Genomic DNA, 25,866 nt, shown 5'->3' with positions numbered 1-25,866 from the left:
ATTCAAAGTCTTGTAAATAAAGGCTTTTGGCTTTTTTTAGCGAATATAAAATCATTAAAAATACTCCTGATTATCTTGTAGCAAAAAATAATACATAGAGAAGCCTTTATTTATAAGCATCTCTTGGCATCAGAGTAAAGTATTTATATGTAAAAACTACATTGTAGTACAAGGGATATACTCATTAGCCTGATTGTAGCACAATTTAATACAGAGACTAGCCTTATAAAACCGTTATAAGTAGTAAAATGTGATACAAATAGCTAGCAAGTCCACTTTATATGCGCTACAATGCACTACATAAAAATCAAGCAAAAACGCCTTATGGAATCAAAACAATACCCAACCTCATTAAGGTTATCTGAAACCGAAGAAAAGTATCTAACCAAATTGGCATATGACAACGCATTATTAAAAAGTAACAATGAGCCATCATTGGGTTTGGCAATTAAGCATTTAATTCGCGAAAAAATATTGGAAAAAAAGGAAGAAAAACAAGGTAAAAACGTTGTTATTTCTGATGACATTAATCATTTAGTAAAGTTAACAGAGCAAATAAATATTATGATACCTCACCTTGTTCATGCAGCACAAATAAGCACGAAATGTCTTTTAGGCAAGATAAATGATACCGAGATTGCCAAGAAAATATTCGCCATTTCTCTAGATGAAACAGTGAAAAAATGTGGACAGATTCAAGGTGAAGAATATAAAAATATTTATGTTTCAAATGATAGAAATAACATGAAAACTATTCCAATTGAAGAGGATAAAAACCAATGGAAATGAAATTAGATATAGGCGCTAATGTCTATGAAGAATTAGAAAAACATGCCAAAAGCAGTAGTAAATCAACGGCTAACTTTGCGCTTGATATGCTTGATTTAGGATTAAGAGTGCATAAATCATCGCTAGATAAGTCATCAGATGATCTTGCAGTAGATGATAGTGTGAAATATGCCATTGAAACCAACGAAGTGGTTAAAGAGATTATACGCTGTGTCTTTGATAAAACTAAAACAACAGGTAAATTCTTTGATGCCGATACATTGATAACGATGATTGAAAACAAAACATCAGCTTATTTGAAAGGGAAAAGTGGGAAATAAAGGGAGATTAAAGTAAAGACAAATATTATTACTTTGGATTTTTATAGTGAAATATAGTAAAATATAGAAAATGTAGTGATAGCTATCGCTCAATTTCCTTATTAACTGATTGTGATTTTAGCGTTTCCTGATGTTTTGCATTAGGTGTTTTATCTATCTTATTTATTTTATCTACTTTATCTATTTTGCCAACGATATTTTCAATCTGGTCATGTCGAATTTGATTTTGTAATTGACTATCAAGACGTTTCTTTGCATCCATTATTCGTTGATCTGATAGCAGTGTATCTTTATAAATATTCGATTTATTAATAGTCTCATTTATTAATAAGCCCTTATCGTGACATGAGTTTAAATGATTTAAACTAGGATGTTGCATAATTGATTTTTCATATTCATTTTTTATTGACTTAATGTGCTTACTCATCTCGTCATTGATGTGATTTAATTTTATTTCAATATACTTATTCGTTATTTTACTAAAGTCTTTTTCTGTTATTAGCTGATTTACTTGTCTGCTAAGTTCAGCATATCCTTGTTGATTTAATACATCATTAAAGTCAAATTTATCTCTATCTGGTAATATAAAACGTACCTCTTTTCCGTAACTTTTGAAGTGGTTAGCTAACGCATTTATTTGTTCACAGTTTCTTTTTATAGATTTAATATGATCTGATAATTTCTGCTCATTATTAAATGTATCTTTCCCTTTAAAATCATTATCAAGGCAAATAACTATCTTATCAGCAAGCTTATCTGTATTTATATTTGCAAAATTTGACTTCCCTAAAACGGCTAAAACGTGTGCATTTTTATGAATATTAAGAATGGATAATCCTGTTTCAACACCCTCGGCAAGATAGGTGACAGACTTATCGGCTTTGGTGTTTAAATCCACAGCAAAGCCATCCATTTTACCATAAGTTTGTTTGGTGATTTTAACGTCTTTATTTTTGCTGCCATCTTGATTTAATCGAATTACTTGCACATGGTGAAGCGCATCTTTATCATCTTTAGCAACTGATAAAATAGCAGGGGTATAGATTCTATTACCAGTTGTTTTGTCGATGCCAGAGATCGAATTTACAAAACGAATATCTGCATTTTCATAGCATGATAATCCTCTACATTCTGCTAGATACTTTTCACCAAGTGTGCCTTTAATGGGTACAGACTGCTGATATAACCTATCACCTAATGCTTTCATTTGCTCTTGTTTCTCTTTTCTCTCTTGTCGTTTTTCATCTTCAAGATTGATTTGCTCAGTAGGCTTAGGTTTAACTTCAATATACTGCATATCTGGCGTGTAATTGACAAACTTTTTGGCATAGTCCAAGACATCCTTGAAGTCACTAAAATTCAGCTCATGTTTGATGAGATCAAAGGGATTGCCACCCTTGCCAGTTTCATGTGAGAACCATTGTGCCTTTTCTAAATTCACCGTTAAACTGCCATTTTTACCAAACCGTAACTGGGTTTGATTTGAGAGTGCTTTGTTAGGTTCACCCAATAAGCTTATCGCTAACTCCTCCATTCTCTGGCGTAAAAGTGGCTTAATATCATCAGCTAAAACTGGTTTTTCTATTTTTTCTTTAGCAGTATACCCTGTTTTATCTCGTGTTTTAGCAATAGGTATGCCCTTTCCATCGACACTTACATTAGTATTGCTGATTTGATGTTGCTTATTGTAGGCACCTTTTGTTATTTTAATTGTTTTAATTGTTTCATTTTTTTCAATTTCTTTTTGTTGATGGCTTTGATGCAGCATCTCATAAGCGGATAGTTTATCAGCTTGCAGTTGCCGTCTAGCATCTTCTAAGCCATTGAGGAGCTTTACTTTGTTCGCTGTGTATATCGTTGCTTGCATGCTTGCGCGTGTTAGCTGAATATACATCGAACGATAATTTTCATCGGCTAACCCAATAAAATATTTGGACGTAGCGCCTTGGGCACTATAGGTTGTATTGGTATAAGCGTAATCCCAAAGCTGATCTTTTTTATCCGTAAGATGAATGGTGAGGTTATGAGTATGCGTGTTATTTTCATTATGCTTATTATTCTGTGCATTCGTGTGATGTAAATAAGTTAAATAAGCCTTACCATCTTCAATGGCACTGACTTTATACTCAGCACCACCGACCCAACCACGCTTAGGGTCACTTTGGCGTAGTCGGATGCGATCACCAACACCAAGTTGTACTTCTAGTTCTTTATAAACACTCATATCGGCTTTTAAGGCAATACTGGCAGGATTGATACTGTAGTTATTGCCATCACCGATGTTTATCACATTGAGTTTATTTTGGCTTTCATCAATACCAATCACTTGCATGTAATCCCCTTTTTTGGCAACTGAGTAACCTCTTTCAAAGCGTAGTATGTCACCAACCTCATAGTTTTTAGCATGTAACATATCTGCTTGATCAATGTTTTTTGACATTAAACGAGTTGCATTGACTTCATTTTTAATGTGATCATCATTAATGAGTCCTTGGCGAATACGTTGATCTATCTCATGGCGATCTTTATGCGTTGAAGCAACCACAATGGTATTTTCGCGCTGTTCTGGTATGCGTGTTAATACATCCTTAGCAATTACATCATATAGATTAGTTAACGAGGGTTTGCCATTGTCATCTAGTAATACTTTGCCTTGACCATCCTTTGCGGCACCAACTTCAATAAAAGAAATTGGCTCGCTACTGTAAAAATCCTTACGCTGAATATGATCAAAAGGATTAATACTTTCAAGATTGATTAATGCTTTAGCCGGTTGTTTATCTGCTGCTAATACAGCCGACATTTTTAATTGTGGGTTAGGGTTTTGGCGCACAATTTCATTCATTGAGGCATATTTTAAGCCGTTATTCATGCTTAACTCTTGCGGTTTCCCGCTTTCAATCGCCACCTGTTGCTTAATATCGCCTGAGAAGATGCCTCTGGCATTGAGACTAACAATTTTCTTTTGAATATCATGATAAATCCGATTACCCAACATCGATGATTCATCAATAATAAACAGGGTTTTGCTGTTATCTATCTTGTTCGTATCGTGTCCATCATGTGTTGTATTTGTTTTATTAATAAAACTATGTGCAGTAATCACCGGAATCCCCGCTTTTTCAAAGCGACTACCAGTCACTTCTTTATTGATAGACTCATCAAGCATTTGCACTGCCTTATGTGTTGGCGCAATACCAATGATATTGAATCCTGCCTTTTCAGCATGTTGTTTCAACTCTTTCATCATCGTGGTTTTTCCTGTACCGGCAAGCCCTTGCACCCCAATAAAACGATCATTGGTGGTTAAGGCTAAGCTCACCGCATCTTTTTGTCCTTGGGTGAAACTTATCTCCTGGCTCAAAGTAGGTACTTTGTCGTAAATAGGTGCAACACTGGCGTGATTGTCTTTAACCGTTTGAATAATATTTTTCTCTAACTGATAGGCATAAGCTGTTGTGACTGTTTGTCCTGTAACCAACAAATCACCTTGCTTGGATTTATCAGCAATGATTTTTTCAATATCCTCAAGCGATACCGAGCCAAGGGCATATTTCATCGACTCTTTGAGTAAGTCATTCAGTTGAAAGCCTGCCTCACGCTCAGCCAGTTTCGCAATACCATAAGAAACGGCCGTATCTGCTTTGGTTTTGTCATCACCAGATAAGGCTTTAGCCACCACCTCTAAGTCTTTTCTGATGGCTTCTTCTGTTCGTACAATCGGGTTGTAGCTTTGTGCTTTGCCACTGGCGACATCTAATGCCAACCATGAAACTTGCTGTGCGTTTAAAGCTTGGGTGCTTTTTTCTGGATTATCGGTAAAAAGGGTGACTTTTTTCGCAAACTCAGCAATCTCACCAATGTTATTTTGATTGACCTGATAACTTGAAAGCGCAGTTAAAACACTATCAGTATCCTTGCTTAACTGATGTGGTTTAATGACATAGCCATGCTCAATGAAACTTCTTTGCAGCTTTTCATTGGCTACAAAAATGGTTTTATTGTCGTGCTGAATATGGATACCATTTTCAGCAATGGACTGCACTTTAAAGGTGCTGTTTTTATCAATTTTAACTGTTTTGACGGTTTCAACTTTGCTATCCTTATTACTTTCACCGCTTTGACCACTTTTATCACTTTTACTACTGTTATCTATTGAATCCGCCTGATAATCCAGATAAAGATTACGGGTGGCTCGTAGGGTTTCACCGACAGCAATTGCCATTGTTTTGCTTTTATTGGCTTCAAAATTAACTTTAAAGCTGCCATCAGCATGAAATAAATCTTCTTTTTTCAGTGACAATTGTATTGACTCACCGTGACGATTCGTTAAGTGTAAAGCTTGATTGTCGCGATCTATACCCGTCACAAGATAACTTTGCTGTTTGTGCTTTTCGCCATTTTTTTCACCTTTTTCACTTCTTTTACTTTTTCCATTTTCTTCAGCTTGGGCAAACGGATTCAGTGTCACGCTATCACCAAGTTGATAGCATTGCGTTTTGGTTTTTTCAATGTCACTTAAGCGACTGGTTGATAGTGTTTGGTAGTGATTTTCCTGTAAGGAAAGCTCGCCATTTTCTTTCAAGTGATCACGAATCTCACCAGTGATTTCTGCTTGTGCTTTATTGGTAAAAGCCACAATCGGCGTATTTTTTTTAGCTTCATTATCTAAACCAACATAATGATATGCTAAAGCTTTGTGTGCTTCACTGAAGCTTGCCACTTCTACTAGCGTGTTCTTGGAAATGCTTTGTGATCTTAACTGATTAACACCAGACTCTTTTAATAGCTTCATTGGATTGCCCGCACTAAAGCCAAGGGTTGATTCGGTATTATTTAAAAAGGCAATCTTAGCTTTCCCTTTTTCGGCTAATGTATTTAAGCGTTCAACGTCTTTAATGCCAAGTTTTTGGCTATCCGCGACAATAATTAAGTCCTGCTTATGGCTTAATTGAGCAAAAGAAAAAAAAGGATTATTAAGCTTTTGCGTATAATCATGCTCAAACTTACCAACGGTTTGCAGTAAGTCATGCTTAAAATGGTTTTTAAAGGCTTTCCATAAGCTTGATCCATCACGTTTAACATCTTCTTTAAGCCTATTTAAGCGTGAATAGTTTTGATGCAATACATAGACATTTAAACCGTTGTTCTCAGCCGTTTTAACCAGTCCGTCAATCAGTTTTGCTTCATTGCGCAAGCCTTTAACATCAATCAATTGCAAGCGGTCTTTATGGTTAAATAATGAGGCTTCTAACCCAGAACGATTAAGGTTAACCGACCATGCACTTACCATTGATGCTTTAGCAAACTGCATGAAATCTTTTTCGACTTTTACTAATTGATCTGTCGTATAGTATTGATGCTCACGCCCAATAAGCTCACCTGTTTTAAGCTTATCCGACAATACCGCTTCTAAATGATCATGCTCAACCAGTCCGGCTGAAAAAACAAAGGCTTGGCGAATAATATCCCCATGCTTTATCTGCACGCCATATTGAGATAAATGAGCAACCGCATCACTAATGGCTTCTTTGGCGTTATGTGAGTGTGTTTGTAGGTCACTGGTGACATAAGCTTTTGACGGTAGTTGGTCATTCGGCGTATTATTTTTAGTGCTATTGGTTTCTTTTGCCTTTTCTGCTTCCTTTTCTTCTTTTGCATCTTGCTCAAGGTTGTTTATAGATTCCATAAACACTTTACCAAGGCTGACCCCTTGTGCTTTGGCATCTTCAATCCATGCAGCTTTTAATTCATCAGGTGAAATATCACTTTTAGCAATACGGCTGTCTAAGCAAGCATTTTGTGCAGCTTTAGCACCGTTAAGTCCTTTTTCTTCAAGCTTATTGAGAATCTGTGTTCTGCGTTTAGATTGGCTTTCAAGATAGTCTTGTGACAATCCAACAATATCAAAGTTGCCATATTGATCTTTGACTTTGATTTCATAACCGCATTCAACGGTGCCTTTAGCAATTTCACTATTATAAATCATGCCCAAGTAATGCTGATTGGCATAAAGCATTTCTCTAAAGCCATTTTCAAGATGCTGTACATCATTTTTTTGACGGGAAGATAGCGCACGCCATTGCCCATCTTCTCTTTGCGTAAAATTCATCGTAACGCCATGCGTATGCAGTTGCGGGTCTTTTTCACGAGATGAGGTGTGACGAAAGGCGGCAATGGTTAAGTTCCCAGTTTTTTCATAGCTTGTGATGCCATTTTCAGTAATACGTGCTTCAGCATACAAAGCTTCAATCTTGCCTAATGCTTTTTCAACAGCTTTGTTATGGACTTCAATCAAGCGTGTATCACCTGCAACCAAACCCATAATAGATAACGATTTAGGTGCTGAAAACGTAATGTCCGTTGCAGGGCGATGTTTGAAAGAACCATCACGCATAATGCCAACTTGCTCACCGTTAGGTAATCTGCCGTGAAGTAAATCTAAAAATAACTTTTCATCGACTTGCTCACCTTTAATGCCCAGTAATTCAGCGCCTTTGCCATACCAAGTTGCCGCTTCTTTTAACTCAGACTTATCGGTTAAATAGTAATTATCTTTGTCGATGAAATACTTGTGTACATTGCTGCCTGAACTGACAACGCCAATTGACATCATAGTTTCTTCTCCTGTGTTATTGCGTTATTCGTCTATTTTTTGCTTTTTTGCGATCAATGAATGTAATGTGAAAAAATAATAAAAAAGGTAAAAATACTTGCTAATTAAGTTGCTTTAATATTTGCTAGACTATACTTAGCCACAGTTAGTCAAGGTCGCTTTCTCATCATCTCACCTCCCACTCGATAAAAGCACCTTGACGAAACTTATTTTAGAGAAACATTGATTTTCACTACAAGCGTTACTGTATATGGCATTGAGTGATTTTATTTTTTCAAAACAGGGAAAATTGGAGGGCTTTGCAGGGAACCTATAGTTCAGTCGGAATACGTCAGTAAACTGGTTATAGTAATTTGAAAATTGCTTTCTAGCCTATACCTCATAAGCGATACCTGAGGTGCTATTTAAAACATTACCTTGTATTTTTGTCACTTGCTCCATACCGCCATACCAGTCTGGCATAACTGCCATCGTCAAAGTAAAAATACACGGCTGCATATAAATCATCATCCACATGATAATGGATAGTGACAATCTGCTTGCTATCGTCTGGCTCAAATAAGGGTACATCTTTATAAACCTCGACAACATCAAAGTGCATTGGTAGTATAAGTTTACTGCCTTGAAGCTTTATTTTATCGTGAATATCACGTTGTATGTTAAGTTTTAGCTTCATGGACTGGCTCCCTTATGGTGAACAGGAATATGCAATTTTTTTTAAAAAAATTAACGTTTTCAGCTTATAGCGCAGGCGTATTTCTCCTTAAATTTTCAAAATCAGTCTAAAAATTCATTTTTTTAGCAATTCTGGTTAAAAATTCAGCTTTCATATTTAAGCGCTGTTCAATTATCTGTAATACGATAATGCAATCGTTCAAAATCAATAAAAAATACGGTTAAATCTAATTTATGCGCGTTTTTATGTGTCTGCGTTGTTATTTGACTATTATTCAATCTAAAAAAGTTCAATGTTACTGTTTTCTTCAAGTTTTAAAATTACGGCGCACTGAACAAAAAACGATCCCCATTTCTGGGGGTTCTTCCAGGCAAGGTATTTTTAGTGATAACTTTCGTATATTGTATTATTAACAGCCAGACTAGCTATAGCATAAATTTTGAAGTATACATATACATTGTTTAATTACTTCACATTACTTGGGGAGAGCAATAGATCATTTTTCTGATTGCTTTTTACACGAATGGACTAAAATCCTCCCAGAGCAATAGAAAACCATCAGAAAGTTTCTTAGCGTACATTTTCGTTCCATTGGACTTCAAAGTCTACTTATACATATCGCTTGCTTTGCTATCTTACTCATGGTTTTGTAAGTATTTTACGGATGCTTTTAAATAAGGATTTTCAATAAATTTAAATCAAAAAATTGACACATTACCCCTTATCACACGAGAGTTGTTTTTAATCTCCGTGGGGTTTAATTCCCCGCAGCTCTGCTGCGAATGGAGAAGGTCACTTTGAGCGGTTCCGTAGGAAAATTGCCGAAATACCCCGTAGCTTGCTGCGGGGATAGGCAATTTAGCTCAAAGAATTTATTTGAATATCAATCCAAAGCGAGATTTTTGTACCAAATATTTAAATCTAGTGTTTTGTCTTAGTGCTAATTTCTTTTTTGAGTTTAAGGACAGTATCAAGGTCAAGTCCAGTATATTTGATAACGACACTATCATCTAAACCATCAATAAGCATAGTTTTCGCAGTATCTTGTGCCTTTAAAATCGCACCTTGTTGTTCTGCCTTTTGTTCTCGCCTTTGTAAGTAATTCATAAACTCACCACCTGTATTATCATTAATGACACCGATTAATTTGTCTATCGCTTCACTGTCAACATCATCGCGACTTTCTATATATGAGAATACTTGATTTAACAGATTATTGCCAGATTTTATGAAATAAATCGCTTGATGTGGGTACTGTAACAGCCATTTTATCAACTTATCTGTTAGGTTATCCCGACTGTGTTTAAGCATATATTCAAAGACTAAATTAGCATCAAATTTGCCTAAGTCATCATCACTCATGATCGTTAAGTCAAGCAAATTAAATGACTTGAACATATATTCTTGGGCTATTTCCTTATCCGCAAAGCAGTCCATCAAGTCAGTCGAATAAGGATAAGGTGACTCTTTGCCGTGGTATATAACGGCAGGCAAAATAATAGGTAACTTATCATGCCCCTGTTGCAAATGCTGTTGCATGATCTGCACCACATACAACAACAGCCTAAATGCCATTAATTCATCACTGCTTGACTGATGTTCAAAAAGGACGTAAACATAAGCATCTTTGCCGTTCAGCTTAGTCATATACAGCACATCACCGACCACTTTACGCAAGTTGTGTTGTATAAACTCAGTCGGAACGTGCTTTAAATGTTTTAAATCAAGCTTGCTTACCAACTCCTTTGAGTAGATTTGTTTCAGTAATGCTTTTGCCTTACTTTTTTCGGCAAGGTTGGCTTTAAAAAAGACATCATGCGCTGTCGGTAGTGGTTTCGTTTGCTCAGTCATCGACTTAATGAACCGTAATATGACTTAAGGCACCACCACGCAAACAAAGTCCATATATCTTACGGACACATTGCAGCACATTTTCATCAATAACTGATTGCGCATTACGTAATTGTGCCAAATAAGGTTGAGACAGACTTAGCGCAGATTTACCCGCAGCGGCTTTGGGGTCAACAGGAACACCGCCACCACTTGTCATCACATATTTACCCATTGTTAATAATGAGCAAATAAAAAACATACCCTCTTTACGTGAACGATTGAGTGCTTTATCAATTAATAAGCTTTCTTTCTGGGTAATCATATCTGTAACTCTAATACCGCCATGTGCTAAATTCTCATCTAATCGCAATATGGCAAACCGCGCCTGTTCAAGTGCTGTAACAACCTGCCTATTGTTCTGATTAACTGCATCAGGGTGAGCTTCTCTCCAGTCAATAATCACACGTTTATTTTTTACTGTTCGATACAAGGTAATATAGTCATAGAAAAAATTCATTTCAGCTTGATTACGAATGACCACTTTATCAATGTAGGGGTCAAAATTACCCAACTCTTTAGCAGCTTCGGTGTCATAATCGATCATAATATCAACGACTTCATCATGATAAGCAGATAAAACCTCTCGCTGTTTCGTATATTCATTAGACAAACGCTGCAACTCAACATCCGTTGGAATGGTAAGACATTCCTTAGCTTGACAGTGAATTAAGCGTTCAATATAAGCTTGGTCGTAAGTATTTAAGTCATCTGGGTTTAAATGACCAATGTCAGCATTTAACGTGTCACGCTTACGCATAATAAAATCTGAGCCAATCACCTGATCATGTCCCGCTAACATCAAATCAAGTGCGCTTGAAAACTCGAAAAGATCATTCCTTTTATTCCTTTTGTTGCGATTGCTTCCACTGCTTTTATGGCTCGTATGGCTTTTACTTCGTTTCTTTGTCTTCACGCTGCACGTTCACCCACACTAAACTTGCCAAAGCCAATGAAATTAACCGAATCACCGTTTTTGACAATATCTGTGACCGCTTCAATAAAGGCATCAACTGATCTATTAGCCGTGTCTTTGGTTGTATTCATTTTTTCTGCAACTAAACTCACAAATTCATCTTTTTTATAACTTTTAATGTCTTTTTTCTTAGCCATTTGATCACTCCTTTTGAGTTTGTATTGATAAAATATACTGCAATGCCTTTAAATACAAGCCTTACATTGCTGTTTCTAATACAAGATAATGCCTGTTGAACAATAATAATCATTTGCTCTACAATCGCCATATCATAACTGATGAAATATGTATGTGCTTTCCTGTTTTTTAACTTGATGTGCTTGATGATCTTCTGTTTCCATTCCATCTACAACGTTGGCATTACGCCCAACCTTATCATTGACTTGATTAACTTTCTGCTCGACCTTAACTGCCTCATCACGCTCAGGATTGCTTTCCGCTTTCAAGGCTTCCATTGCGACCTTTTCAATCGCATCATAATCAATGGCGCGTTCTATCAGCGGTTGTTCCAATAATGGTTTACGCTCCTTATAATCAATAGTCAATCTGGTAATCGGATGATTCCCAGCTAATCGCACATAACAGTTTAAATTTTCAAGGTTCATAATAGTGCCAGTATCGACCGTTCTTCTGGTGACACGTTGTCTGGCTATGGTATTCCCATCACGTATCGTATTGGGACCATAGGACTGACTTTCCCTGATTTCTTCTAAAACATGCTCACCCAAGTCTTGCGATACCCATTCAGCCACTTGCTTTTTCGGTGATCTAAAATAAACACTGGTGTTCATATTATCAGTAATTGCAGTTGCCTCATCACGCCCATAGATAAAATTGACTTGCGAATGACTTTGCAATCCTAATACCACACAGCCGCCAAACTTTCGAATATCCGCAGCAATATCAGAAAAGCCCTCCAGTCGATTTAAACTCGCTTTTTCATCCATAATCACCCAGACGCGTCTGCTTGAATTTGGTTGTAACGATTGAATCGATTTGAGTGCCATGCCTAACCATGCAGAAATGAGTGGTTTAATCTCTGCATGAAAATTAGCACGTGAGGTTACAAACAGCCAGCCTTTTTGCTGAGTCTGATTGGTAGCCTGCTCTTGTATCCAGTCACAAATCGCAAACGGTTCTTTTGATTTTTTTGCTTTTCTTACTTTGTTTGATTTTTTTAATTCATCTTTATTTAAGCCCTCTAAAAATCGTAATGATTTGGTATAGGTAGCCATCACCGCACGGATCGAAATAGCTGTTTTTTCAATATCTTTGGACACTAAGTTTTCTGCTTCTGTACCCTTTAATATGCCACGCAACTCATCTAATGAGGTGGTTAATAAAACTTGAAGCAACTTGATGACATTTCTATCGGGCTGATGACGCATCTTCCATGCCACGCTGGCAAAAATAGTACGTGCTGCATCGACCCAAAAGGGGTCGCTACCTTGGACTGCTTTTGGCATTAAATAGGTGGCTAAAGCCCCCATTTCAATCGGTGTTTTACACTCTTTCCAAATATCCCAATTTTCACACAATACCGATAAGGGGTTTAACTCTTTATCGGTCGCTTCATTAAAAAAATAGGGCTTGAGAGTACATTCTTTATCGTAAACAATAGCCACATCACCAGCACGTCTAATCTCATCCAATAAATACATAATCACTTGCGTTTTACCTGTACCAATTGAACCATGAATCAAAATGCCCTGTCGCTCTGAGAGTCTAGGCAATGGCAGTTTATTTGCAATCATAATATCACCTGCCCCCTCTTTAGACTGGTTGACTGACTTAATCGTTTGCTTCTCCTGCTTAGCTAAAAATGTACCTGATACAAACTGATCAAGACTGTTTTTATCGCCCTTTTTAACAAACGCACGGATAAAAAATGCCATTGCAAGCAAATATAAAAAACCACCAATCAACGCCGAAATAATGGCATGTGTGATAAATCGTTGTAAGGCGCGTGTAAAATAGACCTGATCAATGGGATCATGAGCAATTCTTGCCGCAGTATACGAGCTGCCATTAACGGCATCATTAGCAACAACAACTTCACCAAACCCAATAGCATTAAGCATATTTGACCATATTTGCATCGCTAAGGTTTTAACATCTGCCTTGGTCGTCAATATAAACATTAAAACAATAAATAGGCAGATATAGACGACAATTGCCCATAGCCCAATACGCTTCATGCTCTGAAAAAACATCGCTAAATTATAAAAAAATATCTGCGTGCCGCGGATAAACGACTTTATTTTTTTAGGGATCATTGTTTCTTACCCCCATATACCACTGACTTGTTTTGCTACTTGTGCCTGTAGCTCAGGCTTAGCTTCTTCAAACTTTAAATTGACTTGATTTGCTACTGACACAATCCGTGTGCGATACCTGATCCAATCAGATGATTGCTGATAGGTTTGTGATACCTTACTTTGCGTGCCTTGTGATAGACTTGATTGCGTTGTTTGTGTGACCTGTCCGTCTTTAGCTCTAACCGATACCTGAATATCACTGATCATTGAGAAATATACATTTTCAATAAGTGAATTTGTCAAAAATGACACGCCAGATGCTATTGCACCGACACCAATACCTGCGCCCACTGAACCTGTCGCATAGCCCGTGGCTAATCCCATTAAACCACCTGTTAAAATATCTCCACCAAAGCCACTGTTAAGCGCACCCCAAGCGGAGGCTTGATTTTTCGCTTGCCACATTTGTAACACATTAATCTGTACCATATCATGTGCTTTGGCAAGATCATTAACTACTGTCCAGCCATTTTGTTGAAAATCTTGGATTAGTTTTTCTTTTAAGCCATCAAAGTTTTCACTTAATGTGCTTTTGACTTGCACATAAATGGTTTTTTCATTATCCGCTACTGGCTCCAAAAATATGCTATCAGACATTTTTGATTCGACTTTTAAATGTCTGTTTTTAATCGCTGTTGAAATTGCAGCACAGCCACTGAGCGTTAGAAGAGTCACTGCCAGAGTTAAGCTTGTGGTTGTTTTAATGATGTGTGATTTTTTCACTTTTTATCGTCCTTTTGTGGTTGGTTGAAACAAATGATTAGCTATTTGACTATTTGACTTGTCATTGATTGTTGTTGAAATAATCCTATAAATATGCTAAGTTGCTGCAAGCAAAACTGATATTTAAAGGGAGTTTGACAATGAATGACAATCAAAAAGAAAGATTATTAAAAATAGCTGAAACAAATCCTGAATTGGCAAAAGAAATGATGGATTTTATGAAAGAAGAAAGACAATCCTCCCAAGAACCAGTTGCAGTCAAAGTGGTTAAAGCTGAAGAAGATAAGCTGACTTTTACGGAAGAACAGAAAAAATGGGCATTTGGATATATTGCTTTTATATTACTTGCCATGCTCACTGTTGTTTTAGCAATTATTCTAGCTAACATCTTTTTGACAGATGTAAGAACTGCTGTACAAACCGCTTACGCATTTGCTCCAATATTCTTTATATTTCTTATTTCCTGTATTATTGCATCATACTATTGTGCTTATAAAGCAGGTATGCCTGCCATAAAACAATTTATGTCTAAGCATTTTAAGCTTCAATCCTGACACTATTGCAGCCAAATGGGCATCATTGGATTATTTTTTATATTCGGATCACGTTTTGCGCGTTCTAAGTTAGTCATTTTGTTATTCATCACCTCCGACTTCAAAGCATCCGCCCTTGAACGTAAATCCTGACCTTGCGCATCCACGGATATATTCATCTTCGGTGGAATAACCATTTGCCGATTAAAGCTTGATGGATTGTCAGCGCTAAAGGTATTGCCTTTCAACCCATATTGCCCCAAAGTTTCTCTAACCGCTTTGTTGGCAACATTCTGATCCATATCATTAACGCAATTTTCAAAACCAGATTTGCTTTGACCGTACTGATTAGCCACCTTATTGTTATTGGTTTGGTAGGCGCTATTAATATCACTTAAACCAGCAACTTTTACATCAGAATTATGTTGAATTTGTGCACCTGTCGATGACTCAATTTGCGCTTTGTTAGCAAGAAACTCTTGTTTAAACTGATCTGCTGAATCTTGCTGATAGTTATGCACGAGATTTTTAAACTCAGCACTGCCTTGCTGTTGTGGGCTATTGAGATAATAGCTTGCTTGATCAGAACCTACCTTTTTATTTAACCATGACTCAAACTGAGGTATATCATTGTAATTCACCGATGAGCCATTCGTTTCAGCATAGTTAGCTGCTTTTTGATAATCCATTGCCAAACGATACTCATTGGCTGCATTTTGACTATGCGTTTCGGTTTCAGTAAGACTTGATTGTATCGAATTGCTTTTATCAACACCGAAATGCGATTCTACGCTGGCAATTTCAGATTGTGAAGCTTGAATTAATTTGTTGTAAGACTTTCTAAAAGTTTCTTGGTCGGCTGCACTCATCGACGATGTGTTATTGGTTGCATTGCTCCATGACTGATTAAAGTTTAAGCTTGCATGCCCCTCTGCACCAATTTTAGTAAATGGTATTTTGCCACCAAATGAAACGCTCCCACCCTCTTGCAAAGCTATTCCATTTATAAATGATTTAATCTCATCCTTTCCAAACCTATGCGCATAATCAACCATATTCGCATACGCCTGATCAGTCGACATATTCTCAGTATTTCCTTGACTGGCTTGCCTTGACTGTCGCATTACCTCATTATCATTAACACTTGCCAGTCTGCTTAAAGTAGTATTCCAAGACTGTTGTGCCTGCTGACTTTCTGAATAGGCATTGGATAGGTGGCTGTTAAAGCCCTCATTTAGTCCTGCTGTGATTGCTTCGTTTTTGGAAATCTGCGTGGCTAAATTAGATACACGGTTATCGCGATATCGATTGCCCATCGCATCAACACTTTCAATCCCGCCTTGCAAGTTGGATCGTGATTCATTGCCAAAGCGATCCTCACGATCAAAGTTATGTTTGTTGAAACTGGCATTATTAGCACTGTGATTGGCAACATTCGTGCTAAACAAATTATAGTCACCTGTGGCAACCCCTCTGGCTGATGCTTGTGCATTCGAGGTAATGCCTGATGAGATTGACGTTACCAAGCCACTTATCGTGTTGGCAGCCCCCAATACGACCAATCGTGCTAAGTAAGGCGTAAAAATAAGGAATGACCCTGTTAACGTCACATAACGACTGGTTAAACTTGCCACGGCATCAATGTTCGACATCGTAATACCGCCATAAATATCGGTAAAGGCATTTAGCCGATACTTCATAAATGCTGTCATGATAAAGTTGATAAACACATAGAACACACCCCAACTGGTTATCCATAGCAAACTTCCTATATATTTACTCAAGACGCTATAGGTAAAGGTCGGAAACATTGCGATGTAAATCATCGGAATAAACGCACAGCACATTAGCATTAACAGAATGGTTTGCACCATAGGGGTATATTCCTGCGCCATCATGCCTATCGTTGCCCATGTACTGGTTGAGTTCATTTCATTTTGCGTTTGCGCATAGTTTAATCCCGCAGCCATCTGATTTTTTTGTGCAGCAATATTGCTTAATCCGTTTTTAGTCGCATTAATCATGAGATTCTGCATCATCATTTCCTGTGATGTACCTGATAGTTTATAAAAATACCCATACACCCCTTGGATATCTTTTTCAATGGCCGTGGCATCTTTAACCTTATCTAATGGGTCAAGTGCGCCCATCGTTTTAAAGTTCCATGCCATAGAATGCTTATAAGCTTCCTCTAAACGTGTCAGCGCTGTTTTACATCCAACCCAGTCATCTTTGGGATTAGTAGATGATGTTTCATCCTTTGGCGCAAAAATGTCATTGGGACTCGTTGTAGACGTTGCTTTTTTAACTTTCGGTACGTAAATATGATTCGAGCCATCCTTGGTGTTACTTTTCAAAAAGCTCATCATATCAGGTGCATCAAATAACTGTTTATACGTATAGCGATGACGCACACGAACATTAGGGTCAATACACATATAGATAAACTGTGACCATTGGCTCATTAAATCAGGGTCAGGCTGAACACTCTTCATCTCTTTAAAGAGCTTTGACGCATAAATCATCCCTGTGGTGGCATAGGCAATATCCGTAGGAACATGCATTGCATCTTCAAGCGTTTTGGTCACACTATACATCACACTGGTGATAATCGATAACGGATAGGCTAAGCCTAAAGGCACATTGTCAACTGCATGCTGTTCTAACGTGCTTGTTGTATCATGAATGGTGACTTTTTCACGAGGATTAATTAAAGTGACAGGAATAACAGCCACAATAATAAACCACGTTAAGGCTTGTTTGACATCGGGCTTTTCAAGGTATTTTAACAATACCACCAAAAAGCCAACGGCTGTCACCAAGTATAATAATAGCTCACCACCATTTTGATTAAAAAAGGCAGCAATACCATCAAGTACCGTTTTCATCACACCCGATTGTGATGTAACCCAAATATCTAACATTGTATCCCTCCAAACAGAGTAAAAGTGCTAAAAAGTAGTAAAAGCGTAATTTTGTTTTGTCTGTGCCGAGAGATCACCGACCACAGAATGTTGAACCTGTATGCCACGCATCACCATTTCTGATTTCTGTTGCAAAGCACGATATGCTTGTGTTTGATATTGCCCCACGATTAAGCGTTGTGCATTCTGTAGATTCTCACGAATCCATTTAAAGTCTTCATCCGAGGATGCTGATGGATTATGAATAATCGCAGCCATCGCTTGATGGATAATTTGCCCAATATAACTTGATAGCACAATACGACTGACAATATCGGCATAGAGGTTATACTCAGGCACCCATCCTGCGCGAATTTCTGCGTGAATAATGGCAAGTAACGGAAAGTTAACCGCATTGATTAAGTTTTCTTCCTCGGAGGATAACTTGGTATCATTGATAAACTTCTGCCCCATGCTTTCTAATATCGTGGTGATTTTAGGTACTAATGCCTTATTTTTAGGAATATTGAGTTTTACAGTGCTTGGATTTCGGCATTTTTCTTGGTTACGATCATCACATCGATACACGTCTATTTTGCTATTGGTGCTGGTGCCAAATAACAACTCGTTAAAGCCTGCGGTTTTACTGTCAATCATCAAAGGCGATCGACGATCAGGTTTCATCTGTCCACTGCTATCTATAGGTGGATAAATAATGGTGCCTGTCATCGACATTAAGTATTCAGCCACCTCAGGATTTTTTTGTAAAAAGTCATTTTTCATCAGTTGATACCACACAATATTACGGTCTTGCTTAATCAAATGATCAAGGTTAGGATCATTTTTAGCTGCCTGATTCGCTGCTGCGGCATCGGCCGTGTTACTACAGCCTTGCTGACTGGCAAGCCAACCCGATGCACGACTATTTTGCGCCTTATAGGATTGGCACAGATATTCCTTACCCTTACCCTCCATAAATGACCCTGACACTGCACCAACAGCCAGTTGGGCTGCCTGACAGGAACTAATGTTTAAATTATTAATTGCATTGGCAATCGCTTCAAACTTACCTTTAAGCGCTGCGATTTGTGGTGCCCATGTTTGCAAGGCTAAATCAATCGAAAAAGGTACTGCACTTTGTACAATGGCTTGCCCAAACTGTGTTAATTTTTCAGAGTTGATAAAACTCATGCCACCGACTGTCCAATCAATCCCTGAACAACTGGCACTGATATTAGGCATTTGCACATGAGCAAGCTGAATTTGTTTAACAGGTGTGGCAATGTAACCACTGCCTGCTGAAAAATGCCCACCTGATTGCGTCATTGCCGCAGTGGCACCTGTGACATTGGCATAACCAATTTCATTGGCGTAGGTATTTAAACTTTCAGCAAAGCTAGCATAAGCCAAATGGCTCATCGTGAAAGATAATATACTCCAACGCATCAAAGCAATCAAAACAATAACAAAATGATTTGAGCGTTTACGCTTTATTTGTTTATAAAATGTATAAAAACGATAAAATAATTTAGAGAGAATGATCACGTAACAACTCCTTAGCATATTGATTCAGATGTTGCTCTAATAACCTCTCTGGAATGTTCCCTTGTGCCACCACATAAAATTCCATCGTGTTGACGTTTTGTAAAATCAGCACAGGATAAAATGGCTTAGCATTGCCGTAATAGGCGCGGTAAATTGCTTGGGTCACTGTTGCAGGGGTGGGGAAACTTGGCAATCCTTGGTTGTCAAAACTAAAGTCAAACACATAAAACCCATACTTAGTAGATACCGACTTTACGATCGGTGCAAACTGATGACAATGCCCACAGCTAGAGTGAAAGAAAAATATCAAGGCATAGCCTGACTGTGCCAATTGCCCAATCAATGTCTTTGCTTTAGCCTCTTTACTTTCTTTTACCTCTTTTACCTCGTTTACTCCATCTACTTGTAATGCTTTATCTATCTGTCGTGGTTGCTGCTTAGCAATCATCACGTCAGAAGATGTTTGCTGCATATTCTGGCTATTCACAGATTGAGTATGGCGTGCTGACTGGGTTTTTAAAAAGACACTATCAGTGGATAAATTTGCCCAACTAATTGAGACTAATCCCAATAGTGCAGACATACCTATCAGGCGTTTTAAAACACCGACAACAGAACGGTTTACGCTTTTTAATTGTCTGAACTGGCTAGATAGTGTCGTTAATAAAAAGAATAAAAAGAATAGAAACAAAAAAAATAATGAAAATAATAAAAATAACATTATATTTCCTCCCGCCCAAAGTTTGTGGCAATATCAACGTAATGCTTTTTCACATCATCTTGAGCAATAAAACCATACGCTAGGGGATGTGATTTTTTATGAATAGGGTCAACCAAAAACAATGCTGGCAAGGCTTTAACTCCTACAGTCTGCATCTGGTTAGTGTGAGCATGATTATTTTTAATGACGGCTAACGCTTGTCCATCAACAGGAAAACCAATTAATGAAATCTTATATTGATTCGCTAAATCCTGAACAGACTCAGCCATCGCTTGATCATACGCATTGCCACCACGATAAAAATAGAATAAACCATACTGTTTGGATAAGGTTTCAATTGCCCGACTTTGTTCTTTCTTCTCTTCCTGATAAGCCACTTGACGCGCCACTTGTGCCGTTGGGAATTTCAACTCATGCGATAATTCAGGGTATTTTAATAACGCTTCTTTGTATGCACGTCCATAGCCTTTAGATTGCTCGATCATCCATTGATTGAGCCGAGCAGCATAAGCGACATCTTCAACGTTTTGTGTAATCAATGCTTTGTCATAAACCTCTTGATAATACGCCTGAAAATCCGCCAACTGCTGGGAATACGACATTGGCAATTGTGTCGTCACAGTTACTTCTTTTGGTTGTTTTTCTTTTTTTGGTTGCTCATCATCGTCCGTATAATCGACAATAGCAGCGTTATACCAGCTCCATCCTTGGGCGCGATAAGCAGCATGTGATGCGGTACTAAAGAAAAAAACCATAAACGAAATGCTTACTAAAAACAGGCTTTTTACTTTTGCCAGTTTTTTTATTTTTTTTATTTTTTTGATCTCTTTAATGTCTTTGACGTTTTTAACTTTCTGCATGCTATACACCTTGGTATTTAATGTCCTCATCTTTCAATGGCTGATCTTGTGCTTCTTCAGTCTTCTTTTTCATATACTGCGGTGTTTCCTTATTCGTTTTGAACTTATTGCTCATTGCCTCTTCAATCGATTGATCACTGGGGCTATGCACCGACAAATCAGCATAAATCTCACTAAAATCAATTTGCTCAAAATTAATCTGTTGCAACTGTTCAGGGGTTAACCCTGAGCAATTGGGATTCTCACCGTCACCAAATGATAGGCGAAGCTGTCCTGCTCGCCCCTGTTCTTGAATAATCCGTGTCAGTTTCGATTCAAACATACACCATGATTGATGATAGACAAGACAAACGCCTAACGCTTTTTTAGCACAATAACGCCCCACATAAGTCGCTAAGTTTTTATCACGAGCTTCTTTTAATGCTTTTTCAGTTTCTGAACAGCGGTGTAGCATATTGCCACCGCCATCACAGCAATCATAAAGCCCCAATCCTGCTTCACCACAGTCATTGGGTTTCCCTTTAAATATTTGCAACTGATCTTGGGTTTTATTTAAATCATTCCCTGCGGCAGAAACACCCGCAAACCCTGCAACGGCTTTGCCAAAACCATTTGCCGTGCCATGCGCTATTTTTTGCGTGAAGAGAATGGAATTTGGATCGCCACAACGCAATTCTTTGTGAGCGCAATCCTCTTGGATACAATGATAGGTTTTCTCATAGGTTAAACAAAACCCACTGTCTTGTTCGATACAACGTTGAGAAACATAATTGCACTTATCCGCAAAAGGTTTGCATGAATCGACTTTGTTATAACCACAGGAATAGGTTAAGTCATAACGCCAGCAATCTAACGTCACATCAATACCACTGATATGGCGCGTTCCCCCACCTTCTGTGCAGACTTCTGAAGTTTTAACGCAAGCACTGGTTTGTAAGTTGGTACAGGTATCTTGCCATGTGACATGCGCTTCTTTCTTATATCGCGTCACATTCATGACGATTGTCCATTGTCGCCATGCTGAACCAACCGTTCCACAATGGCGAATACCCAAACGACCAGGGTCACACTTAAGCTCAAAAGGAACACTTTGCTGAGACGCTACGGGAATACTAATATGACCGACACTAAAGCCCGCACCAAATCCATCGGTTCCGCCACCACAGTCAGGCCAAAATGTATTGGTTCTATCGCCTGAGACTAATCCCCAATAATTACGTTTACATGTCCAAATATTATGTCCATAATTATTTAACTGTATATGCGCAGATATAATGGTGCCCTTTTCAGGTACAACGATATAGCCTACAGCCCCTGCAATGTTCGCTAGTTGTCCAGTAAAAGTATCTTGCGTTAGATAGGGCACGTCAATCACTTCAATTTTTGGCAAAAGATAACAGGATAAATTCTGATGATTCGATTGCTGACAGGTTTTAACCGTTGTTTCTGTAGTGCAACCCATTGACACTTCTGTGCATTGATAACCTGAACCGATTGTTTCATGTAAGATTTTATCGGCATTCGCTTGGGTTTCAGCCGCTTTTTTGTATGCAGGATTATTTGGGTCAATCTTTTGTTTGCCATTGATCTGCAAATCACTTAATGCTTGGGTGTTTGTATTTTCTCTATACGCTTTTTTACTATCTTCTGTCATGGCATCAGGATTATCGTAATAACCCTTGACAGCAATAGCATTGATATCATCTTTGGTATAATCCTGTGCATTGATCTTGCTATTAAGCTGACCTGATGTAATCATGTTTTTTGCAACATCCTGATAGTCAGTCGAATAATTATCAAAGTGTTGTTGCATCTCATTTGCTGTGACAACAGCGATGGTCGTAATACAAAAAAGCCATGTTACCGCACACCACATCGTATAATGAATACCCCTCATGCTGAGCAACCCCCATAAAAAAATAAAACGGCAAAATCCAATGATGAAAATTAGACCATAATCAACGTAAAAAAAGATAAAAAAGGTAAAAACTACCTGTGATCAGCTTGATCCGTCAAAGATAAAAACTGCTCAACCACGGCTTGAAACTGCCGCTGCCCTTTACGCTTAAAGACAGTTAATGCATCTTGAGCCGATATATTGCCCGTCAATATATCATAATCTGCCACCTTGCAATCTTTGCCACCTAAGCAGGCATTAAACTGATGGGTGATGACAAAGGCAGGCACCTTAGTAATCCCATACATTTTGAACCAATTCGGATCAATCACAATGCCACCTTGATATTTGCCACCCTCTTTTTCAGCTTTTTCGGGCTTCACCAGATCAAATATTTTATCGGCAGTCAGTTGAAAACTGTTTTTATATAAGCCTTGAATAATAATGGGTGCCCCGACTTGATCGGCTTGCTTAACGAGTGCTTTTAATGAGGCTTCTGGCATCCATAATGACGCAAAAATCAATAAACCATGATACTGCTTTTGCATCGCCGCTAATTGTTTATCATCAATGTACTGGTTTTTAAGCTTTGCCATCGCTTCAAGCCACTTTTCTTTGCCCATTTCAGCCGTTTGACGTGCGGCATCTTCATGTTGCTTGCTTGTTGCTAATGCCTGCTCATTAAGTTGTAATGCTTGAGTTTGATAGCTTTGCGCTTTTTGTTGTGCAGATTGGTTTAACGCTTCAATATCTTGTTGTGAGTACGTTGGTTGGCTTACATTTTCAGTGGCATAAGAATGCTGAGATACACCAAGCAAACTAAACTGACAAATCAAGAAACACAAAAGTGACGTTATTTTTTCTACTCTCTTTACTCTTATACTATTTGCATACATTATCAACCTCCCCATCTACCGCGATCACGCCTGATTTGTTCAAATTGCTTATCAAATTCAGCTCGCGTTTTGGCAAAGTGATCATCAATACTTGCCCTAAGCGCTGCTTCACGCACGCTTTTCTTTTCAGCTTCCTTGATCGACAGGCTGACAATCACAGTCATGACGACAATCATAATCGCCATATAGCCAATCACAATGGCATAGGGTAAATTGCTTGTGTTAGAAACAGTTATCTTGTTGGTTAATGCCATGTCTATCTCCTTAAATCATGTACTATAAAAACACACAATTGCGTTTTTTGAAGTTTAAAAACCCAAAATTGTCACCCGTCACAATATTGTTTTTACCCGCTTCTGAAATCATTGTTGTCGTTGTATAAGGGTGTGAAATATACGGCTCTGGCACGACATTGGTGTATTGATAACGATAACGTGATTTGGGTAATATCGGCGCATAATACTGATAACAGATCGCAGGCCATTCAGGCACGGTTTCTAACACCAATCCCTCACGGTGCAATTTATAATTCATGCGCTCAGTTAATAGTACCGCATTGGACGCATCTGAAAACGCACTGGATACAGTGCCGGTTAACGGATACATTGAGCCTTGTGAGCCCGCGCACCAAAATAGCACATCCAAAGGCAATGCCACATTAGCCGAGGTTAATACCGATTCGGCAATACAGGCTAATTGTATCACTGGATTGCCAAATAAAATCGCTTCTGGGTTTAAATAAAAGGCTAATAAGTCATCATCCCATAATGGATCAAGTTCACTCATGTATAAAATATCATAGTTGTCCGTTGCCATACACGCCGCCGATTGGATCAGTTGCAACCAGTAAATAATAGGGTATTTATACCAATGTACATGAAAAAACTGCGCATTCGTGTCTTGTCTGCCCCCTGCTGATGCCACTTCCGTACCCCCAGTCGCTGCCCCGCCTATTTGCTGCATATTTAATCCCAATGGCATTTCAAAGCCCATATTGACCATGCAATAGGGAATACGTGTCACATCCGTTAGCGCATAAGGCTCCCAATAACCAATCGTGATCCCAATACGATAAAATAATGGAGGGGGTAAATTACACCCCACAACAGGAGAGGTCGGATTGGGCGTATCAGGTAAACCTAAAGCACTGGCAATAACAGGCACTTTACCAATCGTCATCGGGAAAATACTTGCCCATGATATATCGGTAATTGGGTTAACAAAACGCCCTGTGCAAGTGCCTGTTGCACTATAGCTTTGCTGCACCAACAATGCCAAGCAACAACCCAATCCTATTTTGATTATTGTTGTTTTGATCAACTGCATCCATTTGCCTAACATATCTCACCATCTTTTTATTTTTTTTCCATTTACTTATTTTTTATCTCTGAGTGTTTTTAACTGTTTTTGTCTACTTGATCTACTTGATCCGCTTGCTCATTTCGTTCGTCTACTTTGTGATTAACCGCTAATTTCAATGACTCATGAGCCACATTAAACGATTGAATTTTGAACTGGTTATTTTCCTGAGATACCATGCTTGGCACATGCTTAATGCCAAATTGATCACTTAATTTGCCATATTGATCAAAGTAAACGCGTGTGTTTACTGCGGCTATCGTGTCTTTTAAATTTCCACCGGTCATCACCAGTTTATAACTTTGCTTTTTGGCATTCATCTCAACAAGGGTTTTATTGAGCCAATTAACCTGTTGCATGTCATCACCATTAAAAAAGATGAAATGCCCTTGCCATTTCGGTAGTACAAAATGATATTGACGCAAAGGCTCAGGATACGTGCTACTATCCATCGAGTTAAAGCGTGTGCCTTTATGATAAAGGATATTGCCTTTGCCATCGTAAACATCCTGTGGCAAGGTATACATTGGCGTATAGTAAAATACTTTCGGATCAGTTGTCGTCCCCAGACGCACCGGTTTGGGTCGCAAAATAGAGGCTTTAACACGTGCCTTTGCCTCACTTTCTAGTTTGGCAAGCTCACCTGTTTCCTGTAAATACAGTAATCGATCATGAATAAAGTCCAGCATATTCTGCTCAAGTATTTCGTATACATGACCATATTGTCCTAAGTTCTTGCCAAAGCTTATGCCGCTGATTAATAACAAGACCGTAAGGCTAGTAATAACCAGCTTGTATAGTCTGAGCAGCAACGATATAATTTTATCTAATTTAATCATTTCTA

At 38.2% G+C, this 25,866-nt stretch carries 19 protein-coding genes; 3 read left to right on the top strand and 16 right to left on the bottom strand.

The features are described from left to right. Window positions 1-324: 324 nt before the first annotated feature. Both DNJ77_RS06765 and DNJ77_RS06760 read left to right on the top strand, forming a co-directional pair. Window positions 325-789, top strand: coding sequence for a hypothetical protein (locus tag DNJ77_RS06765; protein WP_116964240.1), 465 nt, complete (start codon window positions 325-327; stop codon window positions 787-789). Next, the gene (locus DNJ77_RS06760) at window positions 780-1,109 is read left to right on the top strand and encodes a hypothetical protein (RefSeq protein WP_116964239.1); all 330 of its coding nucleotides are present in this window, start codon (window positions 780-782) and stop codon (window positions 1,107-1,109) included. The genes DNJ77_RS06765 and DNJ77_RS06760 overlap by 10 nt, the downstream gene beginning before the upstream one ends. Window positions 1,110-1,191: 82 nt before the next feature. Here the strand turns inward: DNJ77_RS06760 and mobF are convergent, their stop codons facing one another. From mobF to DNJ77_RS06725, 7 genes are all read right to left on the bottom strand, one after another. Further along, window positions 1,192-7,725, bottom strand: a complete 6,534-nt coding sequence (gene mobF / locus DNJ77_RS06755) for a MobF family relaxase (protein ID WP_116964238.1) — start codon at window positions 7,723-7,725, stop codon at window positions 1,192-1,194. A gap of 412 nt (window positions 7,726-8,137) precedes the next feature. Further along, window positions 8,138-8,401: a hypothetical protein gene (locus DNJ77_RS06750; protein WP_116964237.1), complete on the bottom strand. Its 264-nt coding sequence runs from the start codon at window positions 8,399-8,401 to the stop codon at window positions 8,138-8,140. 921 nt (window positions 8,402-9,322) lie between these two features. After that, window positions 9,323-10,252: an Rpn family recombination-promoting nuclease/putative transposase gene (locus tag DNJ77_RS06745; RefSeq protein WP_116964236.1), complete on the bottom strand. Its 930-nt coding sequence runs from the start codon at window positions 10,250-10,252 to the stop codon at window positions 9,323-9,325. Window positions 10,253-10,256: 4 nt separating this feature from the next. Further along, entirely contained in the window at window positions 10,257-11,093 is an 837-nt protein-coding gene (locus tag DNJ77_RS06740) for a DUF7986 domain-containing protein (protein WP_116964235.1), read from the bottom strand. A 110-nt stretch (window positions 11,094-11,203) separates the two neighbouring features. After that, a complete protein-coding gene (locus DNJ77_RS06735; protein ID WP_116964234.1) occupies window positions 11,204-11,404 on the bottom strand; it encodes an HU family DNA-binding protein in 201 nt (66 codons plus the stop codon). Window positions 11,405-11,536: 132 nt separating this feature from the next. After that, window positions 11,537-13,543, bottom strand: a complete 2,007-nt coding sequence (gene traD / locus DNJ77_RS06730) for a type IV conjugative transfer system coupling protein TraD (RefSeq protein WP_116964233.1) — start codon at window positions 13,541-13,543, stop codon at window positions 11,537-11,539. 6 nt (window positions 13,544-13,549) lie between these two features. Next, window positions 13,550-14,308 carry a complement resistance protein TraT gene (locus DNJ77_RS06725; protein ID WP_116964232.1) on the bottom strand — a complete coding sequence of 253 codons (759 nt, stop codon included), beginning with the start codon at window positions 14,306-14,308 and terminating at the stop codon, window positions 13,550-13,552. Between the two features lie 140 nt (window positions 14,309-14,448). On the opposite strand from DNJ77_RS06725, the gene DNJ77_RS06720 reads away from it, so the two are divergent. After that, entirely contained in the window at window positions 14,449-14,862 is a 414-nt protein-coding gene (locus DNJ77_RS06720) for a hypothetical protein (protein WP_116964231.1), read from the top strand. 2 nt (window positions 14,863-14,864) lie between these two features. Here the strand turns inward: DNJ77_RS06720 and DNJ77_RS06715 are convergent, their stop codons facing one another. The 9 genes from DNJ77_RS06715 to traW all read right to left on the bottom strand — a co-directional run bounded on the left by DNJ77_RS06715 (window position 14,865) and on the right by traW (window position 25,861). Continuing rightward, window positions 14,865-17,765 (bottom strand): conjugal transfer protein TraG N-terminal domain-containing protein, encoded by a 2,901-nt coding sequence (locus tag DNJ77_RS06715; protein ID WP_116964230.1) that lies wholly within the window; start codon window positions 17,763-17,765, stop codon window positions 14,865-14,867. A 27-nt stretch (window positions 17,766-17,792) separates the two neighbouring features. Continuing rightward, complete coding sequence (locus DNJ77_RS06710) at window positions 17,793-19,289, bottom strand: conjugal transfer protein TraH (RefSeq protein WP_157966628.1); 1,497 nt, start codon at window positions 19,287-19,289, stop codon at window positions 17,793-17,795. Then, window positions 19,273-20,010 (bottom strand): conjugal transfer protein TraF, encoded by a 738-nt coding sequence (gene traF / locus DNJ77_RS06705; protein WP_116964228.1) that lies wholly within the window; start codon window positions 20,008-20,010, stop codon window positions 19,273-19,275. Before traF (DNJ77_RS06705) ends, DNJ77_RS06710 begins: the two co-directional genes overlap by 17 nt. Then, on the bottom strand, window positions 20,010-20,870 hold the full coding sequence (traF, locus tag DNJ77_RS06700) for a type-F conjugative transfer system pilin assembly protein TraF (protein ID WP_157966627.1): 861 nt from the start codon (window positions 20,868-20,870) through the stop codon (window positions 20,010-20,012). The genes traF (DNJ77_RS06705) and traF (DNJ77_RS06700) overlap by 1 nt, the downstream gene beginning before the upstream one ends. Before the next feature lies 1 nt (window position 20,871). After that, window positions 20,872-22,767: a conjugal transfer protein TraN gene (locus DNJ77_RS06695; protein ID WP_116964226.1), complete on the bottom strand. Its 1,896-nt coding sequence runs from the start codon at window positions 22,765-22,767 to the stop codon at window positions 20,872-20,874. A 92-nt stretch (window positions 22,768-22,859) separates the two neighbouring features. Continuing rightward, window positions 22,860-23,663: a type-F conjugative transfer system pilin assembly protein TrbC gene (gene trbC / locus DNJ77_RS06690; protein WP_157966626.1), complete on the bottom strand. Its 804-nt coding sequence runs from the start codon at window positions 23,661-23,663 to the stop codon at window positions 22,860-22,862. Between the two features lie 2 nt (window positions 23,664-23,665). Further along, window positions 23,666-23,917 carry a hypothetical protein gene (locus DNJ77_RS06685; RefSeq protein ID WP_116964224.1) on the bottom strand — a complete coding sequence of 84 codons (252 nt, stop codon included), beginning with the start codon at window positions 23,915-23,917 and terminating at the stop codon, window positions 23,666-23,668. 22 nt (window positions 23,918-23,939) lie between these two features. Next, complete coding sequence (gene traU / locus DNJ77_RS06680) at window positions 23,940-25,004, bottom strand: conjugal transfer pilus assembly protein TraU (protein WP_239986769.1); 1,065 nt, start codon at window positions 25,002-25,004, stop codon at window positions 23,940-23,942. 56 nt (window positions 25,005-25,060) lie between these two features. Continuing rightward, window positions 25,061-25,861, bottom strand: coding sequence for a type-F conjugative transfer system protein TraW (traW, locus tag DNJ77_RS06675; protein WP_116964223.1), 801 nt, complete (start codon window positions 25,859-25,861; stop codon window positions 25,061-25,063). Window positions 25,862-25,866 lie beyond the last annotated feature (5 nt).

The organism is Fastidiosibacter lacustris (genome assembly GCF_003428155.1).
Taxonomy (GTDB): Bacteria; Pseudomonadota; Gammaproteobacteria; order Francisellales; family Francisellaceae; genus Caedibacter; species Caedibacter lacustris.
Note: the sequence above shows the minus strand (reverse complement) of the source record. Positions and strands in the feature narration are given on the sequence as shown.

What these genes read in the sequence shown, in the direction of transcription:
- DNJ77_RS06765 (WP_116964240.1), top strand. Translation starts at nt 325, where the DNA reads ATGGAATCAAAACAATACCCAACCTCATTAAGGTTATCTGAAACCGAA.
- DNJ77_RS06760 (WP_116964239.1), top strand. Translation starts at nt 780, where the DNA reads ATGGAAATGAAATTAGATATAGGCGCTAATGTCTATGAAGAATTAGAA.
- mobF (WP_116964238.1), bottom strand. Translation starts at nt 7,725, where the DNA reads ATGATGTCAATTGGCGTTGTCAGTTCAGGCAGCAATGTACACAAGTAT.
- DNJ77_RS06750 (WP_116964237.1), bottom strand. Translation starts at nt 8,401, where the DNA reads ATGAAGCTAAAACTTAACATACAACGTGATATTCACGATAAAATAAAG.
- DNJ77_RS06745 (WP_116964236.1), bottom strand. Translation starts at nt 10,252, where the DNA reads ATGACTGAGCAAACGAAACCACTACCGACAGCGCATGATGTCTTTTTT.
- DNJ77_RS06740 (WP_116964235.1), bottom strand. Translation starts at nt 11,093, where the DNA reads ATGTTAGCGGGACATGATCAGGTGATTGGCTCAGATTTTATTATGCGT.
- DNJ77_RS06735 (WP_116964234.1), bottom strand. Translation starts at nt 11,404, where the DNA reads ATGGCTAAGAAAAAAGACATTAAAAGTTATAAAAAAGATGAATTTGTG.
- traD (WP_116964233.1), bottom strand. Translation starts at nt 13,543, where the DNA reads ATGATCCCTAAAAAAATAAAGTCGTTTATCCGCGGCACGCAGATATTT.
- DNJ77_RS06720 (WP_116964231.1), top strand. Translation starts at nt 14,449, where the DNA reads ATGAATGACAATCAAAAAGAAAGATTATTAAAAATAGCTGAAACAAAT.
- DNJ77_RS06715 (WP_116964230.1), bottom strand. Translation starts at nt 17,765, where the DNA reads ATGTTAGATATTTGGGTTACATCACAATCGGGTGTGATGAAAACGGTA.
- traF (WP_116964228.1), bottom strand. Translation starts at nt 20,010, where the DNA reads ATGTTATTTTTATTATTTTCATTATTTTTTTTGTTTCTATTCTTTTTA.
- traF (WP_157966627.1), bottom strand. Translation starts at nt 20,870, where the DNA reads ATGCAGAAAGTTAAAAACGTCAAAGACATTAAAGAGATCAAAAAAATA.
- DNJ77_RS06695 (WP_116964226.1), bottom strand. Translation starts at nt 22,767, where the DNA reads ATGAGGGGTATTCATTATACGATGTGGTGTGCGGTAACATGGCTTTTT.
- trbC (WP_157966626.1), bottom strand. Translation starts at nt 23,663, where the DNA reads ATGTATGCAAATAGTATAAGAGTAAAGAGAGTAGAAAAAATAACGTCA.
- DNJ77_RS06685 (WP_116964224.1), bottom strand. Translation starts at nt 23,917, where the DNA reads ATGGCATTAACCAACAAGATAACTGTTTCTAACACAAGCAATTTACCC.
- traU (WP_239986769.1), bottom strand. Translation starts at nt 25,004, where the DNA reads ATGTTAGGCAAATGGATGCAGTTGATCAAAACAACAATAATCAAAATA.
- traW (WP_116964223.1), bottom strand. Translation starts at nt 25,861, where the DNA reads ATGATTAAATTAGATAAAATTATATCGTTGCTGCTCAGACTATACAAG.